The organism is Mucilaginibacter sp. Bleaf8, assembly GCF_018390515.1.
Taxonomy (GTDB): Bacteria; Bacteroidota; Bacteroidia; order Sphingobacteriales; family Sphingobacteriaceae; genus Mucilaginibacter.
In genome coordinates this window covers 1,862,709-1,880,878 of sequence record NZ_JAHBBK010000001.1, presented here as the reverse complement: position 1 = coordinate 1,880,878, position 18,170 = coordinate 1,862,709, and the positions used below count along the sequence as shown (strand labels likewise).

12 protein-coding genes are annotated in these 18,170 nt (G+C 42.5%); 7 read left to right on the top strand and 5 right to left on the bottom strand.

The window, feature by feature from the left end:
- The first annotated feature begins 37 nt into the window (after nt 1–37).
- A complete protein-coding gene (locus KHS38_RS08165; RefSeq protein ID WP_213488000.1) occupies nt 38–2,533 on the top strand; it encodes a M14 family metallopeptidase in 2,496 nt (831 codons plus the stop codon).
- Nucleotides 2,534–2,706: 173 nt separating this feature from the next.
- Here the strand turns inward: KHS38_RS08165 and KHS38_RS08160 are convergent, their stop codons facing one another.
- The 3 genes from KHS38_RS08160 to KHS38_RS08150 form a co-directional block, all read right to left on the bottom strand.
- Nucleotides 2,707–5,181 carry a TonB-dependent receptor gene (locus KHS38_RS08160; protein WP_213487999.1) on the bottom strand — a complete coding sequence of 825 codons (2,475 nt, stop codon included), beginning with the start codon at nt 5,179–5,181 and terminating at the stop codon, nt 2,707–2,709.
- A 356-nt stretch (nt 5,182–5,537) separates the two neighbouring features.
- On the bottom strand, nt 5,538–7,232 hold the full coding sequence (locus KHS38_RS08155; RefSeq protein WP_213487998.1) for a PspC domain-containing protein: 1,695 nt from the start codon (nt 7,230–7,232) through the stop codon (nt 5,538–5,540).
- A 23-nt stretch (nt 7,233–7,255) separates the two neighbouring features.
- On the bottom strand, nt 7,256–7,588 hold the full coding sequence (locus KHS38_RS08150; RefSeq protein WP_213487997.1) for a PadR family transcriptional regulator: 333 nt from the start codon (nt 7,586–7,588) through the stop codon (nt 7,256–7,258).
- 171 nt (nt 7,589–7,759) lie between these two features.
- Here KHS38_RS08150 and KHS38_RS08145 point away from each other — a divergent pair, with 171 nt between their 5' ends.
- From KHS38_RS08145 to KHS38_RS08135, 3 genes are read left to right on the top strand one after another with little or no spacing between them, the layout of a single operon-like run.
- Entirely contained in the window at nt 7,760–10,957 is a 3,198-nt protein-coding gene (locus tag KHS38_RS08145) for a SusC/RagA family TonB-linked outer membrane protein (RefSeq protein WP_213487996.1), read from the top strand.
- A 22-nt stretch (nt 10,958–10,979) separates the two neighbouring features.
- The gene (locus KHS38_RS08140; RefSeq protein ID WP_213487995.1) at nt 10,980–12,542 is read left to right on the top strand and encodes a SusD/RagB family nutrient-binding outer membrane lipoprotein; all 1,563 of its coding nucleotides are present in this window, start codon (nt 10,980–10,982) and stop codon (nt 12,540–12,542) included.
- Nucleotides 12,543–12,564: 22 nt separating this feature from the next.
- Nucleotides 12,565–13,161, top strand: a complete 597-nt coding sequence (locus tag KHS38_RS08135) for a DUF1735 domain-containing protein (protein WP_213487994.1) — start codon at nt 12,565–12,567, stop codon at nt 13,159–13,161.
- Nucleotides 13,162–13,335: 174 nt separating this feature from the next.
- Here the strand turns inward: KHS38_RS08135 and KHS38_RS08130 are convergent, their stop codons facing one another.
- Both KHS38_RS08130 and KHS38_RS08125 read right to left on the bottom strand, forming a co-directional pair.
- Complete coding sequence (locus KHS38_RS08130) at nt 13,336–14,022, bottom strand: hypothetical protein (protein WP_213487993.1); 687 nt, start codon at nt 14,020–14,022, stop codon at nt 13,336–13,338.
- Nucleotides 14,023–14,151: 129 nt separating this feature from the next.
- Entirely contained in the window at nt 14,152–14,475 is a 324-nt protein-coding gene (locus tag KHS38_RS08125) for a hypothetical protein (RefSeq protein ID WP_213487992.1), read from the bottom strand.
- A gap of 184 nt (nt 14,476–14,659) precedes the next feature.
- Between KHS38_RS08125 and KHS38_RS08120 the strand changes: the two genes are divergently transcribed.
- From KHS38_RS08120 to KHS38_RS08110, 3 genes are all read left to right on the top strand, one after another.
- Nucleotides 14,660–15,739 carry a DUF6515 family protein gene (locus tag KHS38_RS08120; RefSeq protein ID WP_213487991.1) on the top strand — a complete coding sequence of 360 codons (1,080 nt, stop codon included), beginning with the start codon at nt 14,660–14,662 and terminating at the stop codon, nt 15,737–15,739.
- Between the two features lie 128 nt (nt 15,740–15,867).
- Nucleotides 15,868–16,215: a four-helix bundle copper-binding protein gene (locus tag KHS38_RS08115; protein WP_213487990.1), complete on the top strand. Its 348-nt coding sequence runs from the start codon at nt 15,868–15,870 to the stop codon at nt 16,213–16,215.
- A gap of 155 nt (nt 16,216–16,370) precedes the next feature.
- The gene (locus KHS38_RS08110; protein WP_213487989.1) at nt 16,371–18,167 is read left to right on the top strand and encodes a PAS domain-containing sensor histidine kinase; all 1,797 of its coding nucleotides are present in this window, start codon (nt 16,371–16,373) and stop codon (nt 18,165–18,167) included.
- Nucleotides 18,168–18,170 lie beyond the last annotated feature (3 nt).

Genomic DNA, 18,170 nt, shown 5'->3' with positions numbered 1-18,170 from the left:
CCGGTAATGTTTAGTAGCTTAGCGAGTACCTTAACAAATGAAAAAATTTTACGCCTTATTCCTTGCTTTTAGCTGTATTTATACGGCATTCGCTCAAAGTTTACAATCGCCTTCCCAGTTTTTGGGCTATCCGCTGGGCAACCAGTTTACCTACCATTACCGTATTGCCGAGTACTTTAAGTATGTAGCTCAAAATGCCAAGAATGTAAAGCTGGTACAGTACGGCACTACCAATGAGGGCCGCCCGCTGATGGTAGCCTTTATAGGGTCGCAGGAAAATATATACCGGCTGGAGGATATCCGCAAGCATAACCTGTACCTGGCTGGCTTAAGCAACAGTCCGGCTACGCTCAGCAACGCCCCGGCAATTGTTTGGCTGAGCTATAATGTGCATGGCAACGAACCCAGTTCAAGCGAAACCGCCATGCAGGCCTTGTATGATATGGTGAACCCGGCCAACACCCGCACGCAACCCTGGTTAAAGAATACCCTGGTGGTTATTGACCCGTGTATGAACCCCGACGGGCGCGACCGCTATGTTAACTTTTATAACCAAACCCGCGGTGCCGTTCCCGATGCCGATCCGGCTTCGCGTGAGCATATGGAACCCTGGCCAGGCGGACGCACCAATCACTACTATTTTGACCTGAACCGCGATTGGGCCTGGCAAACGCAAAAAGAAGTGCAAACCCGTGTTGCTTTATATAACCAGTGGCTGCCGCAAATTCATGTTGATTTTCATGAACAGGGCTATAACAATCCCTATTATTTTGCCCCCGCTGCCGAGCCTTTTCATAAAGATATTACTGCGTGGCAGCGCGAATTTCAAACCACCATCGGTAAAAACAACGCCAAATACTTTGACCAGAACGGCTGGATGTATTTTACTAAAGAAGAGTTTGATTTGCTTTACCCGTCTTACGGCGATACGTATCCCATTTACAATGGCTCCATCGGCATGACCTATGAGCAGGGCGGGCACTCGGCCGGTGGCCTGGCCGTAGTAACCAGCAGCGGCGATACTTTAACGTTGGCCGATCGTATTGCACATCATCTTTCCAACAGTTTAAGCACTATTGAAACGGCCTCCGCCCATGCCGACCGCGTATTGAGCGAGTTTAAAAAGTATTTTGACAACAGCCGCAGCAACCCGCCGGGCACTTACAAAACTTATATCATCCGTAATGATAATGCCGACAAACTAAAGGCTTTGGTTCAGGTGCTCGATCAAAACAAGATTCAGTACGGCTACGGGGTAAGCCGCAAGGTAAACGGCTACAACTACTTTACCGGTAAAACAGAGAGCTACACTGTAAACGCTAATGATTTGGTGGTAAATGCCTATCAGCCCAAAGCCGTTTTGCTGAACGTATTGCTGGAACCCAAAACATTGGTAACTGATTCCAATACATACGATATTACGGCATGGTCTTTACCATATGCCTATGGTTTAAGGGCTTATGCTTTAACCGAGTCGGTTAAGCCGAGCACAACGCAACCGGCAGCTACAGCGGTGAGTACAGTAGCTACACAAGCTTATGCTTATGTGGCTCCCTGGCAGTCGGTACAGGATGTGAAGTTTCTGGCCGCCTTGCTGAACAAAAACATCAAAGTACGCTACAGCGTAACGCCGTTTGATGCTGCCGGTAAAAAGTTTACGGCCGGTTCGCTCATTATTACCCGCTCGGGCAACCGTGTGGCCGATTTTGACCGGATGATCAACCATCTGGCCGCCCAATACGGCCGTACGCTGATACCGCTTAGCAGTGGTTTTGTGGATAAGGGTGCCGACTTAGGGTCGGGCGCGGTGCGTTACATTCAAAAACCTAAAGTAATGCTGCTCACCGGCGAGGGCGTATCGGCCAATGCCATGGGCGAGGTTTGGCACTTTTTTGAACAACAGGTTGGTTACCCAATTAGCCTGGTGCGCTATCGGGATTTAAACCGGGTTAAACTGAGCGATTTTGATGTGGTTATTGCACCCGATGGTTATTATGATGACTTGGCTGGCGAACGCCTGCAAAATTGGGTACAGGAAGGCGGCAGGCTCATCGCCATGGAAAATGCCGTGGCACAACTCGCTAATAAAAAAGAAGGCTATGCCTTAAAAACCAAAGACGATAAGAAGGATGAAAAAGCATCAGGTAAAGCTACTGAGTTGAAGCCTTATGATACGCGCGACCGCGAAAGTATCAGGTACAATATCCCTGGCGCTATATACAAAGTGTACCTGGATAACACGCATCCGCTGGGTTATGGTTTCCCCAATTATTATTACAGCCTTAAACTAAGCACCGATGTGTACGACTACCTGGGCGATAACGGCTGGAATGTAGGTGTATTAAAAAAAGACAGTTATACCACCGGCTTTGCCGGCCAAAAAGCTAAAGAAAAACTGAACAGCGGTTTGCTGTTTGGCGTACAATCAATGGGCCGTGGTTCGGTTGTGTACCTGACCGACGATCCGCTGTTCCGCAGCTTTTGGGAAAACGGCAAGTTGTTGTTTAGTAACGCCGTGTTTATGGTGCAATAAGCTACCTAATTCCGAAATAGTAATAGAATCCTCTAAATAAAAGAGCGCAGATGTCGACAAACATCTGCGCTCTTTTTATTTATGATTCCTGCTGAAAGGGAGGGACAATGCCAAAGCCGTCTCCGGGTTTCCCCGAAAGACGGCTTTGTGCTATATATGTTGGGGCGGTTGTATTAGTTGCTTTTTACGCGGCCTTTTTCATCATCAGCACCGGTCTGGTGTCTTCTTGACTGAATTTTTGTGTTGCCAAAATTGTAGGTAAAAGTAAGGCGGGCAATACGGGTTTCGTTTTTCTGGAACACATTGAAGTTCAGGTTGCCTTGCTGCACGGTTAAGTACTGCCGGCGGGTGTTGAAAATGTCGCTCACCGAAAACTTCAGCGTTGCTCTTTTCTCTGCAAATGACTTGCTGATACCGGCATCAAATGAATAGTTGCTGCGGATATGGAACAGGCCATATGTTAAGCCCGACTGGTAGTTATAGGTGCCTTCCAGCTTAACCGATTTGCTTACGGTAAAGGTGTTGATAGAGGTTACATTACCTGCGTACTGTCCATCGTTTAGCTGCAACTCGGGCGAATTGGTTTTAAAGCCCAGATAAAAGCCGGTCAGGTTATTATTGCTGTTCCACCATTTTGTTAAATTAAATGGTGCGCTGATGTTTAAGTTGTAGGCATTTTGCACAGCCAGGTTATCACGGGTAATAAATGTAACGCCCAGCGCATCAATCTGGCGTGGCACTTCTACCATTACATCGGTTGTTTTGCTGTAGCCTAAAGTTATATTGTAGTTCTTTTTATAAGTGTAAGATAACTCATAGTTGCTGGTATACTGTGGCTTTAAGTTAGGGTTACCTTGCTGGTAAGTGTAAGCGTTGATGATTTGGGTAAAGCTGTTCAAATCATCATAGCTTGGGCGATCAATACGACGGCTGAAATTGAGGCCGATGCTGTGTTTGTCTGAAATTTCATGGTTCAGGAATACGCTTGGAAAAAGGTTCAGGTAGTGCCTGTCATTGATTTTGGAGATGTTAGTAGAATCTTTTGAATCACCTTTTGAATTAGTTTGCTCTGCTCTTAAACCTAATTGTAATGAAGTTTTTTTCCAGGTTTTACTAAAGTTTACATAACCGGCATTTATATTTTCAGTATAGATATACAGGTTAGTACGAGACCAATCGGTTCCTTTTACCTGATTAGCGGGGCTACTCATAACATTTAACACAGAGTCTGATCGTAAATCATTGTCAGTATGTACATAGCTGAATTTTACACCGGTTTCCAGCTTCATAGTTTTGCCAATTGGGTTGGTATAATCGGCCTTAAAAGTACCTATGTTGATATAAGTGGGTAGGTTGTTGCCTAATATTGATAATTTATTTAGTGTAGAACCATTAGCTGCAAAATAACTGTTACGATAATTGCTGCTTTGCTTATTATAAAAATAGGAATAATCGGCATCCATAGTTAGTTCTTTACCAGTGGTATCCAGTATAAGGCGATTGTTGATATTTGCGGCAATATTGTTGTAACTTTCTTTGGCCAGATTACTGGTAGTGGTAACGTTGCTAATCGTAATACGGTCTGGGCTGATTAATGTGTTATTAAAGGTGTTAGCATCAAAATTGGTGTTGTAGCCAGTTATTTGTACGCCGATGGTGTTGCGTTTGCTAATATCATAATCGGCACCTAATTTATAATTGTGCGCACTGCGGTTGCCGGTAAAATCGGTTGCTTCATTATAATAAGTAGGCACGCCCTTGTTAACTACTGTTCTGTTTAGTGTAATATCCTGCGGGCGTTTGTTGTTGTTATAACTGTAAGTACCAAAAATGTTTAAGTTGCCATCTTTGTGGTTCATGTTAAGTGAGCTGCTGGCTTTGTGGTTTCTGCCATAACCGGCATTGGCCGAAAAGCTGCCGTTGGTACCTGCCGAACGGTTCTTTTTCATTTTGATGTTGATGATACCAGAGTTACCGGCAGCATCGTACTTGGCCGATGGGTTGGTAATGATTTCAATAGATTGAATGGTGTTACCATCGGTTGAGCGCAGAAACTGGGCTAACTGATCGGCCGAAAGATAGGTAAGCTTACCATCTATCATAACCGTAACCCCTTGTTTGCCACGCAGGCTGATCTTATCGTCTTTATCAATAGTAACGCCCGGTGCTCTTTCCAAAATCTCCATAGCAGAGTTACCGGCGGCCAGTACGCTGTTTTCAACGTTGATTACGGTACGGTCAACCTTACGTTCAATAAGTGGTTTGGTGGCGGTTACATTGACAGTTTTAAGGCTGTTGGTAGCAGGCTGTAACTTGATTACCGGTACATTTACAGTGCTGCCCGCAGCCACGGTGATGGGGCTGCTGAATGATTTGTTATAGCCGATAATAGTAGCTTTAATAAGATAAGTACCTGTACTGATACGATCAAGCGTATACGCACCGGCTTCATTACTTAATGAGCTTTTTACAATGGATGAATCTTTTGCCCTAAGCAAACTAACGGTAGCATAATCGGCAGGTTTGCCTTGCTCGGTAACCAGCGATCCGGTGATTTTTGCCGTGCCTGGTGCGGTTTGTGCTTTTGCCGTACCTATGGCAAATAGCAGGCACGTTGCGAAAGAGATGATATATGTGATTGATTTCATGATCGTTAGTGTGTTGTTTGATGTAAATATTGAGGCAATAGTTATCCTGTTAAAGATTTTTCGTCTTTTTAAATTTTTGTTAGTAAGCTAAAAATGGTTCGCTGCTCTTATTTTACCGTAGCTGGCTGCTTTGCTTATTTGTCAATAAGATGCAATAAAGTGCCAAATGGTTACAGTATGGAATGCTGTTTTTCTGCGGAAATCGGTAATTGTACAGAAAACATCGGTGAATAACGGTAGGGGTTGGGTTAATGGCGGAAAAATTTTCCGGTGAAATTAGAGGTTAGGTTAATCGTAAGCTTGATAAGAAGGCTATTGCACCAATTAGGTACAATAACCTTCTTTATAAAGGTAATTTATTTTTTCGGGGTAGCTTTAACAGGGGTATCAGCCCTCAACGTGTCGGCTACAACGGTATCTTTTTTTGCCGCAGCTAATGAGCGTGCTTTTGCCGCCAGGGTGGTATCTACCTTGCATTGCATGCCGCTATCGGTCATGGCAAATATAGCTGCACCACTTTCACGGCCATTAAGCATATTGCAATCATAGATATCCATCATGTTAGTAATGTAGCGGTTTACCTTATCATCTATAATTACCGATGCGTGCAGGGGCAGCTTCAGTATCAGGCGTACAGATTCATTGTGCCATTGCTCGCCTGCAGGGCGTCTAATTTTATAATCAAACTTTAAAACAGAATCTTGCTGGGTAAATATGTAACGAACATTACGTGCATGGGTAAGTGCGCTTTCGTAATCACGGCCACGTGCGCTGAATTCCTCAACCAAAACCGGATAACTTACATCCGCCTTTTCAATATCAATGCGTACGTGGTTCGGTTCAAAGTTTTCGTTCTCATCATCAATGAGGGTTACATTTTTAAAACGATTTTTGATGTCCAGGCGGGCGCTGTCTTCGGGCGTCAGGTACATAATTTCATTCAGCATCAGTCGGTATGTCTGGTTTTTTACAGGCTTTAGATTGATGGTTTGCGTAAACCCGGCCGATTCCCTGAAATCACTGGCAACACGTGCACCATGATAAGCTAAAACTACAAACGAAAATATCCATACTATTAATAAGGTATAACCCGTACCTCGGCTAAAGCTCAAAGTATTGAATGCTGCACGGGCTACCAGTATAATAAGGGCCGCCAGCGGAATGATAGCAACCAGCGCAAAAGCAGCATAAACCTGGTCAATGTAACGGTAGTTAAAAAAGACATCCGGTACCGAGAAATGACTTTTATCGCCAAATGCCCAAGCAAGCACCACGCTTATAATGGTAGCAATAATACCTGCTGCACAGCCTAATATAATAGCCAAAGCACATAACTTAACCAGTATTTTACCCGTTCCGCCCAAGAACTTGCCCAAGTGGTGAAAAAAATCACCTACAAAATCGCGGGTTTTGTAAATAAGCGGACGTGCTTCCTGGTGCAAATCAGACAGGCGGCCTCCTACCATGCTCATCTCAGCCTCAAAGCTTCTTTTAAACCCCTGCAAATCCAGTGGTTCACCTTTCATTGCCATACGATCGGCACGGGTTACGGCCTTTGGCAAAATGATCCATAATATAATGTATAAAAACAAGCCGGTACCTGCAAAAGCAAAAGCCAAAGCGAAAGCCAAACGTATCCAAGTAGCAGGCGCATCAAAATAGTTAGCTATACCGGCACACACACCACCAATCAGGTGATCGTCCGCATCGCGGAACAGCCGGCGCTGGCCGGTAGTGTTTTTATGGCTGTAGGTGTTTGCTTGGTAGGCCGGGTCTTCATCGGTAAAAGTTTCAAAATCCTCTACCGAGCCCATTTGCTCAATTACATATTTTACATCCTGATCTACCAGTGCCTGCCGGTTTTCGCGGTTAAGTATGTCGGTAAACATTTCCGCAATACGGTTCTCGATGTCGGTTGTGATCTCTAAGCTGTCGGCCGAATTGAAAAAATGCCGTTTTACTTCAGTCATGTATTCCTTTAATAGCTCGTAGGCTCCTTCTTCAATGTGAAATACAGTCCCGTTTATATTAATGATGATTGTTTTGTTCATGACGTTGTGATTAGTGATGTTGGTTACTTTCTGCCTTCGATGGAGGTTTGTACGGCAAAGGCTAATTCCTGCCAGGTTTTGTCGAGCTTTTCCAGCACACTGCGGCCTTCATCAGCAAGTACGTAGTATTTACGTGGCGGCCCTGAGGTGGATTCAACCCAGTTATAGGTAAGCAGACCATTATTTTTTAGCCGGGTAAGCAGGGGATACAGGGTGCCTTCTACTACCAGCAGCTGCGCGCGCTTTAGTTCGGCAATAATATCCGACGCATATATCTCACCCTTGGCTATAATGCAAAGTATACAATACTCAAGTATCCCTTTGCGCATTTGGGTTTGTGTGTTTTCAACTATCATGATACAAAGATATATGTTTTGTAATGTACTATGCAATACATAGTACCTTTTATTTTTATTTTTTAGATATTGTTTGAATTATTAACATTTTTTAACTTTTTATTTGACTTAATGAAAGCTTAATACTACTTTTATTACTAATTAAATATTAACTGATCTTATAGAAACAAAATGAAGAAACTTCTACTAGTATGTTTGTGCATACTGTCGCTGTTTACAGTGGACGTATTTGCGCAGAACAGAACAGTAACTGGTACTGTAACCGCCAAAGAGGACGGACTTACACTGCCGGGAGTTACTGTCAGGGTTAAAAACACTACAACTGGCACTCAAACAGACGCTAAAGGTCATTATTCAATTAATGCTCCTGCTGGTGCAACTTTAGTATTTAGCTTTATAGGCTATTCTACTATTGAATTGCCTGCAAGCGGTGCTACAGTTAACGCGGTATTAACATCTTCCGGAGCAACACAGCTTTCAGAAGTAACTATTACCAGTGCGTTGGGTATTAAAAGACAGAAAAAGGAGATTGGCTTTGCTGCAACCGCAGTAGATAATAAAACCCTGAATTCTGGTAATGCTGTAAACTTAGCTAACGGTTTGCAAGGTAAGGTATCTGGTTTGAATGTTACTACCACTAACAGTGGTGTATTCGAGAATGTTAAAATTAACCTTCGTGGTATCCGTTCATTAACCGGTAATAATAACCCTTTGTTATTATTAGATGGTGTGCAGTCAGATATCAATTACCTGTCATCTTTAAATCCTAATGATATTGAAGATGTAACTGTACTTAAAGGTGCAGCAGCGGCAGGTGTTTATGGTTCTGATGCACGTAACGGTGTAATTGTGGTAACTACTAAAAAAGGTAGCCGTAACAATCAACCTGTTATCACGGTTAGCAACTCAACTCAATTTCAAAAAGTTAGTTACTTTCCTAAGTTTCAAACAATGTTTGGCTTAGGTGGCGGTGGTACAAGTGCTGGTTTAGGTGATTATACACCTACCGAAAACTGGTCATGGGGACCTGCATATACTGGTGAAACAATTCAGTATGGTCCTAATTATCGTCGTAATGGTGTTGAATTAGATCCGCTAACTACCACTTATTCTAATAAAAATGATCGTCAGACCTTTTTTAACACAGGATCTGTAATTCAGAATAACATTAGCTACGGTGATAAAAATTTCTACCTGAGCTTACAGGATGCAAATGTTAATGGTATCGTTCCTGATGATAAAAATCGCAGAACAGGTATTCGTCTTAACGCGCAAAGAGAATATGGCCGTTTAAAAGTAGATATCAACACCAATTACATTCAGCAAAATTACAACATCTTTGATGCTGAGGGAATGGGTGATTATAACAGCTCCCAAAACATTGGTCTGAATCAAGGTTTAATGAACCTGTTGTTTAACACCGGTGGTTATATTCCGCTTAAACAATTCAAAGATTTTGAAAACAACCCTTATGCTCAGTATAATAACTATTATACCGATTATGGTTTGAACCCTTATTTTGCGATTGACAACTGGCGTAAAACAGGTAAAAGACAAGACTTGATCACCAACCTGAATTTAAATTTTAAAGTTGCTGATTGGTTTAACCTGAATTATCGTGCAGGCATTAATGCCATTACTATTGATGAAAGAAGATTCTCAAGGGGTGAAACCGCTAACCAGTTTGGTATTGATGTAAGAGGTTTTAACTCAATTCCTGCTACTTTAGAAGAACGCTCATACCGTTACCAGCGTTTATCTCAAGAGATTTTTGGTAACTTTAACAAACAGCTTAATGAAGACTTTAAGTTAACCGGTATTTTAGGCTTCTACGTTCGTCAAGACGATTCCCGCGATACTCGTGTTGGCGCAACTAATCTGGTTGTCGATAATTTATACAATATTTCACAACGTACAGGTAACTTAACAGGTAGTTCACCTGGCCGCCGTACCCGACTGGCAGCATATTATGGTAGTGCTTCATTAAGCTACAAAGGCTGGGCTAACGTTGAGGTAACAGGTCGTCAGGAACAAACCTCTGTACTTGACCTGAATAATTACTCTTATTTCTATCCGGGTGTAACCGGCTCATTGGTTTTATCTGATGCGCTTCCGTTTTTGAAGGATAACAAATACGTTTCTTATCTGAAGTTAAGAGGTGCATGGAGCAAAACAGCAAACGCTGATATTAGCCCATACCAGTTAACCCCAACTTTCACACAATCGGCTAACGGGCAAACTGTAGGTTTCCCATATGGTAACCTGCCTGGTTATACAGCCAGTAACTCACAAACTGTACGTAACTTAAAACCAGAAGGTATTAAAAACTTGGAATTTGGTTTTGAAGCCGGCTTTTTGGACAGCCGTATTAATTTAGAGGCTACCTATTTCCGTCAGAACAATACTAACCAAATTATTCCAATCAACACCTCATCAGCTATTGGTATCACTTCATACACAATCAACGCTGCATCATTCATAAACAAAGGTGTTGAGATGGACTTAGGACTTACTCCGTTAGTTGACATTGGTAAAGTTCACGTAAATTTAAAAGTTAACGCAACTTATAACACAAACAAAGTAACCTCAGTTTATGGTGATTTGAATGAAGTTTCGATAGGTGGCTATACTTATGCAGGTAACTATGCTACTGTAGGTTATCCGGCGTTTGTGCTTAGAGCAACTGATTATTTAAGAGATTCAGAAGGTCGTGTAATTGTTGATGCGCGTACAGGTACACCATCGGCTGATCCTAACACTAAAATTTTCGGAAATACTTTGCCTAAATGGATTGTTGGTATTACACCAAATGTACGTTGGAAAGGTTTAAGCGTAACAGCTAACTTCGAGTATAAAGGTGGTTATTATGCTTACAGTGATATTGGTGATGCGATGGCCTGGACAGGTGTATCTCAGTTGTCAGCTGTTAACAACCGCGAACGCTTTATCTTCCCTAATTCGTCTATTCTGGTTAACGGACAGTATGTGCCAAACACAAACGTGACCCTTAATAATCCAGAAAGCTTCTTTACAGGTACTGCACGTTCAGCAGCTTCTAACTATATCATCAGCGCTGCAGCATGGAGGTTACGCGAATTAAACATTGGATATGATTTACCAGCTTTCTTGTTGAAAAAACAAAAAGTAATAAAATCTGCTAATGTTGCGTTTACTGCCCGTAACTTGTTTATCTGGGTTCCTAAATCAAACATGTATGGTGACCCTGACTTTACCTTCAGCCCAAGCGCTTCTGATTTTGGTAACGGGGGTACAACAGGTGTAACCACAGGCAACCAGGCAGGTATCAGTAACTCTACTATTAACCCTCCGGTTAGAACCTTTGGTGGTACTATTACACTTACCTTTTAAGACACATTAATTGAAACAGACAATGAAGAAATATTTATATCCACTTTTTGCAATCGCGTTGCTAACCGCACCGAGCTGTAAAAAATCGTTTTTCGATATAAACGAGAATCAAAATTCTCCTATTATTGATAAGGTAGATCCTAACCTTATATTGCCAAGATCATTACAGGTTACTGGTGCCAGAATTGCAACTAACTTTGACTATGCTGCCATGTGGACTGGCTATTGGTCTCGTTCTGGTACATACGGTCAATCTATTGAGCAAGAATCTTATAATATAACCACTAGTTTTCAAAGTGGCCAGTGGAGCGGCTGGTATGATATTTTGAATGATGAAAATATCATGGAGCAAAAAGCTAAAGCATCAGGTAATACTTTTTACGAAGCTGCTGCCAAAACTTTAAAGGCCATAGGTTTCATGTATCTGGTTGATCAGTATAATAATGTACCTTACAGCAAAGCTTTTGATATTCAAGGTAACTTGCTTCCATCTTATGATAAAGCTGAAAACATCTATGCTGATTTGTTTGTACAGTTGGATGCAGCTGCAAAGTTGTTCAAAAATGCAAAAACTGAAGGTGATCTGAGTATTCCGAAAGCTGATATTATGTTTGGTGGTGATACTCAACAATGGCGTAAGTTCATTAATACCTTGCGTTTGAAGTTGTTACTGCATGAATCAGAGGTGGTATCAGCATCAGCGCGGCAAGCAGTTATTGCACAAATAAATGCTGATGGTGCGGGCTTTATAGGTGCAAATGAAACTGCAGCTGTTAACCCGGGTTATGCTGTCAATGTTGATCAGCAAAATCCATTCTACGATACGTACAAAACATCACCTTTAGGTGTTTTAGATCAGTACAACAGAGCTAATAACTATATACTCTATAAATATTATGGAGCTGATGGTCGCCGTGAAACGGCTGATGATGATGTTCGATTTAAATTTGTATTCAGTAAAGTAAACGCATATGTAGAAGATGAGGATGGTAATCCTGTATTAGATCCAACTGCTGGTCCGGTAGGTGGAGGTGGTTTACCTTGGGATTATCGTGGAACTAACTTCGGTCAGATAGTATCAAACGCTGATCCTTACAGAGCGCCAAATCAATCAGACGTGGCCGGCCCTGGCTTGGCTAAAAGCCCAACACAAGATCAGCCGGTAATTACATCTGTAGAAAGTTTATTTATGCAGGCTGAAGCGCAACAAAGAGGCTGGATTTCTGGTAATGCATTAGAAACCACTAAAGATGCAATCCGCGAATCTTATAGTTATCTTGGTGCTCCTGCAGATAAGGCCGAACAGTACATTACCTCTACGATTGGTACAAGCTTAACCGTTGAGCAGATTGTTTATCAAAAATACTTGTCGTTAATTGGTCTGGATAATTTCGAAGCGTATGTTGATTACAGAAGACTGGGCGTTCCGTCTGATTTACCGTTATCACAAAACACTAACAGATTAAACAGAGTAATTCCATTGCGTTTAGCATACCCGCAAAGCGAGTATCAGTACAATTCAGCCAATGTGGCGGCACAAGGAGCAATTGATACGCAAACGTCACGTATCTTTTGGGATAAATAATAATTAAAAATTTAAATCTGACATGAAGAAATTCACCAAAATATTGACGCTTGCATTACTTTCTTTAAGTTTTGCATCTTGTTTGAAAGATAAAGCGTATGATGATTTCAAAACTGGCATCAATCAAGAAGCTGCTGAGTCTTACAAGGTAATTAACATACCGTCAACCAATACGTCGCTTGCAGTATCAGGTACATATCCGCTTGTAGTGAATGACGGATCCGATGGTAATCCGATAACTTATCGTCCGGCTACCACGCCTGTAACATTAACTGTGCCTGTGCATTTATCTGCTAAGGATGTTGCAAGTGAGGAGTTGAACGTTACTTTAGCCGTAGATCAGGATGATGCTAAGATCAATGCATATAATGCTACCGTTGCAGCAGCAAGCCGTTACACCCGTATGCCGGCCGATAAATACACTTTATCTAACGGCGGCGTAGCTAAAATTCCAGCAGGCAGTCGTGATGGATCTATTACTGTAACTTTTACGCCATCTACATTAACACCTGGTGGCCGTTATATCATTCCTGTCAGCATAACAAATGTTGATAAGTCTGGATATACTATTAGCGGTAACCAAGGCTATCGTTTAATTCTGGCTGTAATACGCAGATAAGAGACGGTTTAATGAAGCAAGAAGCCCTGTAGCGTAATGTTACAGGGCTTTTTATTTGTACGGGTTACCCTTACATCTTAAAGATAATGGCACCAAGTGTCTTCAAAATCCTTTGTACTCGGTTCTTTAATGAGGGGAGGTGGCAATAAATAATACGAACGTTGTGCTTTTGAATTATAATGTATTATAGTAGTTAATCAGCTTTATTAAATCATGGTCATCCTTTGTGTTTAATTTATTGGCTGATAGGTATGATTCCGTTTCAGTACTTTTTTCTTTTAATGCGTTAAGTACTGATTTTTTGTCCCTTTTCAATTTTACGATGCCGTCTTTGTTACTTAAATAGTAAATGTCTATGACTTCCCACCGTTTAGTGGGGATCAATGAACCAGCCTCTCTGGTTTCCTCCAATCTTTTTGAGGTACGTTTAAGCAGCATGGTATTACCATTTGCCAAAACTTCATAGAAAGTAGCTGCAGACCCACCATCAATTGCAGGAAAACCGTTTTTAAAAGTACGGTTAACCGTCTCGTTGTTATCTTCGTTTATTAACGTAAATTCTTTAACTGGTTTATCAAATTCTAAAGATTGTAACTGGTCTCCTCTAAAAAGTAAGATATTATTTTTTACATTATACATTAAATAGAGGTTTTTATACTCAGATCCGTCTGTCATTTTAACCGATCCTTTACTCCATTCATTTATCAAATAATTTGATTCGTTGGATGTAGTATGTACTTTTCCGGCAAGGCGTAATTCTCTACCGTCGTTTACAATATTTACACCTTCTTGTGCTTTGATCTCTGAACACGCAAAAGTGCATAAGCTTATAGAGATAATAAGTTTACAGTAGTTGATCATGTAATAAAGTTTGCTTTATATAAAGTTACCGTTTTTTGCAGATCCAGAAAGTTATACTGACATAAAAGCTTATAAAAAGCAAAAGGCTGCATTAAGCAGCCTTTATGCATATCAGTTAATTTGTGTGAATTAAGCATCCTCACCTTCCGGGTCGCCTTCTTTCTTTAACTGGTCGAGTGTCAAATTAGTTGTGCCGCCCATGTTTTCTTCTACTTCATTAAAATCGCCTTGCGTGGTTAGAGGCGAGGCAGTCTGGTCGGGCTTGGCTGATGCGCCGGTGTCCAGGTTCTTGTCGTCTTCATATTCCACAAACTCACGGTCATTTACAGCCTGTTCTTGTTCATCGGCATTAAACTTAGCTGCATCACTGTTGCCGGTGTCCTGCGCGCGTTCATTCTCGTTGGTGTTTAAGAAGTCGTTTTGTTCGCTTATATTTCCATTTGATAGTGCCATAATTATTGTTGTTTTATAAAGTAACTCCTTTAAGCCCGGACGGTTTTTAACACGTCTGAAATTTATATGGAAATGTGGCCTGGTATTTGAAAATATTTTATGCTGTACGTTAAACCGTTAACTTGTTTTTTAGTCAAAAACTGTAAATAACAATACAGCTTTTTAAGCATCGATTATAAACAACATGAAAAGATTCAACAAATATGCATTAGCCCTGGCTTTGAGTGTGATGACAGGACTGCTTTTTTCGGGCACTGTTGATGCGCAACGCCGTGGTGGCGGTGGCGGAGGTTTCGGCGGCGGCGGCATGCGTGGTGGTGGTAGCTTCGGTGGAGGTAGTGCTATGCGTAGCGGCGGTTTCGGTGGCGGCTCTCGCGGAGGTAGCAGCTTCGGCGGCTCCCGGGGCGGCAGTTTTGGCGGTGCATTTCGTGGCAATGCCGGTAGCAGCTATCAGGGCGGTCGCGGCGCTTTCCGTGGCAACTTTGGCAACGGTTACAGCAACAGGTTTGGTGCAGCACCACGAGGCAGCTACGGTTACCGTGGTATTCCCGGCCAGGCCAACCGCATTTATCGTTACCCAGGCGCAGGTTCAAGGTTCGGTTATGCGCAACGTAGTTACTTTTACGGCCGCCCTTACTATCGCGGCGGTGTGCGTGGCTATTATGGCCGTCCATATGGCGGTTTGTACTACAATTACCGTGGCTTTTACAACCGCTATTATTACCCACGTATAGGTTTCAGTTTAGGTGTATTGCCTTACGGTTATTATCCGTTCTATTACGGTCCTAACCAATATTTTTATAGTGATGGTTATTATTATCAACAAAACAACAATCAGTATACGGTAGTTGAACCACCTGTAGGTGCCGAGATAGATCGTTTGCCCGAGGGTGCCGAGTCAATTGTAATTAACGGTCAGCAGTACTATGAACTGAACGGTGTGTATTATGAGCCTATCACCAGAAACAATGGCTCGTTAGTTTACCGTATAGCCGGTAAAGACGGCGAACTGGAAACCGATCAAGCCGGTCAGGATGGTCAGGCTCCGCAGGTAGGTACCAGCCAGGGAGATTATCCGCTGGTAGGGGATGTGATTGATGAGTTGCCGTCAGACAGCCGCAAAATCACCCTGAACGGTGAAAAGTTTTACGTAACCCCAGACGGTATCTACCTGAAAGAGCAGCGTAACCAGGAAGGTAAAAAAGTATATGTGGTGGCCATCGTTCCATCAAATAATGATAGCGACGATCAGGACGCGCAATAATAAAAGTTAATAAATGTTAGTAGTTTTTGTGAAAAGGCATGGCCCGCAGGGATTATGCCTTTTTTCGTTTATCGAAAACATATCTGTTTAAGGCTCATTTTATTAATGAACGTTAAACACTAAACACTATGGAAATTAAAAATCAATATCAGGATGTGATTCAAAAGCTGATAGATTGCGCCCTGGCTTGCGAAAACTGTGCAAGCGCCTGTCTGCAGGAAGAGGATGTGAAGATGATGGCTGGGTGTATCCGGCTCGACCGAGATTGTGCCGATATCTGTTCACAGGCAGCCCGCCTGCTGCAGCGCCAGTCGGACATTGCTCTGCAGTACCTGTTGTTGTGCGAAGAGATTTGCCGCCAATGTGCTGCCGAATGCGGTAAGCACCAGCACGATCACTGCCAGCAATGTGCCCTGGCCTGCCTGGTTTGTGCGGAGGCCTGCCATGCACATCATCAGCCGGTTAATCAAAATTAAGGGATGATGAATATTATCTAATAGTTTCGGCAGATATTTAATTTTGCCGAAACTTGTTCTGCTGCTTTTCCGTATCCATACCCAATTCAATGTGCAATCAAATACAGTGATGAAGTATCTGTATATTGGCTACAGATACATTGACCAATATTTACATGGATAGCATCGAAATAGCCAGCGGCGGAGCTTCATTTGAAATTTTATTTTATCAGAATCCACAACCCATGTGGATATTCGATATCGAAACGCTCCGCTTTCTGGAGGTGAACGATGCCGCTATTGCTCATTATGGGTACTCCATCAATGAGTTCCTGGGCATGACCATCCGTGACATAAGGCCTGTAGAAGACATCCCCATTTTCGAAGCTGTATTAAGTACTTTGCCCGGCGCAAATACTGAAAAGCGTTCGTTCAGGCATAAAATCAAAGATGGTTCTGTAATTCATGTTAGCATCATATCTTATCCTGTAAAGTTTGAAGGTTACGATGCCCGCCTGGTAATTGCACATGATGAAACCGAGCCCCGCTTGCATTTGGAGCGTTTTAACCTGATTACCCAGGCTACACACGATGCCATTTGGGACTGGAACCTGGAAACCAACAGCGTTTGGTGGAGCACCTCGTTTTTCCAGATGTTTGGTTACGACGAAGCCAGTGTGGAAAAGGATGTGAATTCGTGGACCAACCGTATCCACCCCGATGATCTTGCCCGTGTGATGGAGCATATTTATTCCGTCATCAACCGGGGTGAAAAAAACTGGTCAGACAATTACCGGTTTTTAAAGGCCGACGGCAGCTACGCGTATATCTTGGATCGTGGTTATACCATCTTCCGGAACGGCAAAGCCGTGCGTATGTTGGGGTCAATGATGGATATAAGCCAGCAAATTGAATTGCAACATGCGCGCGAGGAGTCAGAATCCATGCTGCAAACCATCACCTCGGCAGCGCCGGCAGTTTTATGGATGTCAGATACGGATGGTAATGTTACCTACGTAAATCAAAAATGGCTGGATTGGGCCAATGATGATGATATTAATCAGAGCTTGGGTTTACGGTGGTTAAACATCATTCACCCGGATGATCAGGATCGGGTAAATATCATATACCTGCAAGCACATAAACAAAAGAGCGAATACCAGGCCGATTACCGCATTATATATCCCGACGGCTCTATACGTTGGGTAATTGCTTTGGGTACGCCTCGCTACCTTAGCGATGGTACTTTTACCGGCATGGTAGGCTCATGTACGGATATTACCCGGCAAAAGCATCTGGAGCTGCAAAAAGATGAATTTATCAGCACCGTAAGCCACGAACTGAAAACGCCCATAACCTCTATCAAAGCGTATGAGCAGTTGCTTACCCGCTTAAATGTTGTGGATGATGTCAGGGCGGTAGGCTTTTTATCGCGAATGCGTACGCAGATAAGCCGGTTGGATATGCTGGTGAAAGATCTGCTGGATATTTCCAAAATTGAATCGGGCAATGTGAGCTTCAGTAAAACCGAGTTTGATGTAAATATTACACTGGCCGAACTAATCACCGATCTTCAGTTGGTTTTTCCGTCGCACAGGTTAATTATTACCGAGAATCAGCCGTGTAAGGTTTATGCGGATCGCGAGCGTTTTATACAGCTCATATCAAACCTGGTGGATAACGCCGTGAAGTATTCACCGAAAGGAAATAAAGTTTATATAAGGCTCAACTGCGATGAAGATTCGCTTACCTGCAGCATACAGGATTTTGGCCGCGGTATATTAAAAGAACAACAGCCTTTTATTTTCGACCGTTTTTATCAGGTAAACGATGTATACAAAGCACCGGGGTTAGGCATTGGATTGTACTTGTGTAAAGAAATAGTAACCCGCCTGGGCGGCAAAATATGGTTTGATACTGTTTATGAACAAGGCACTACGTTTTACTTTAAATTACCCCGTCATAAAGCGTAGCAT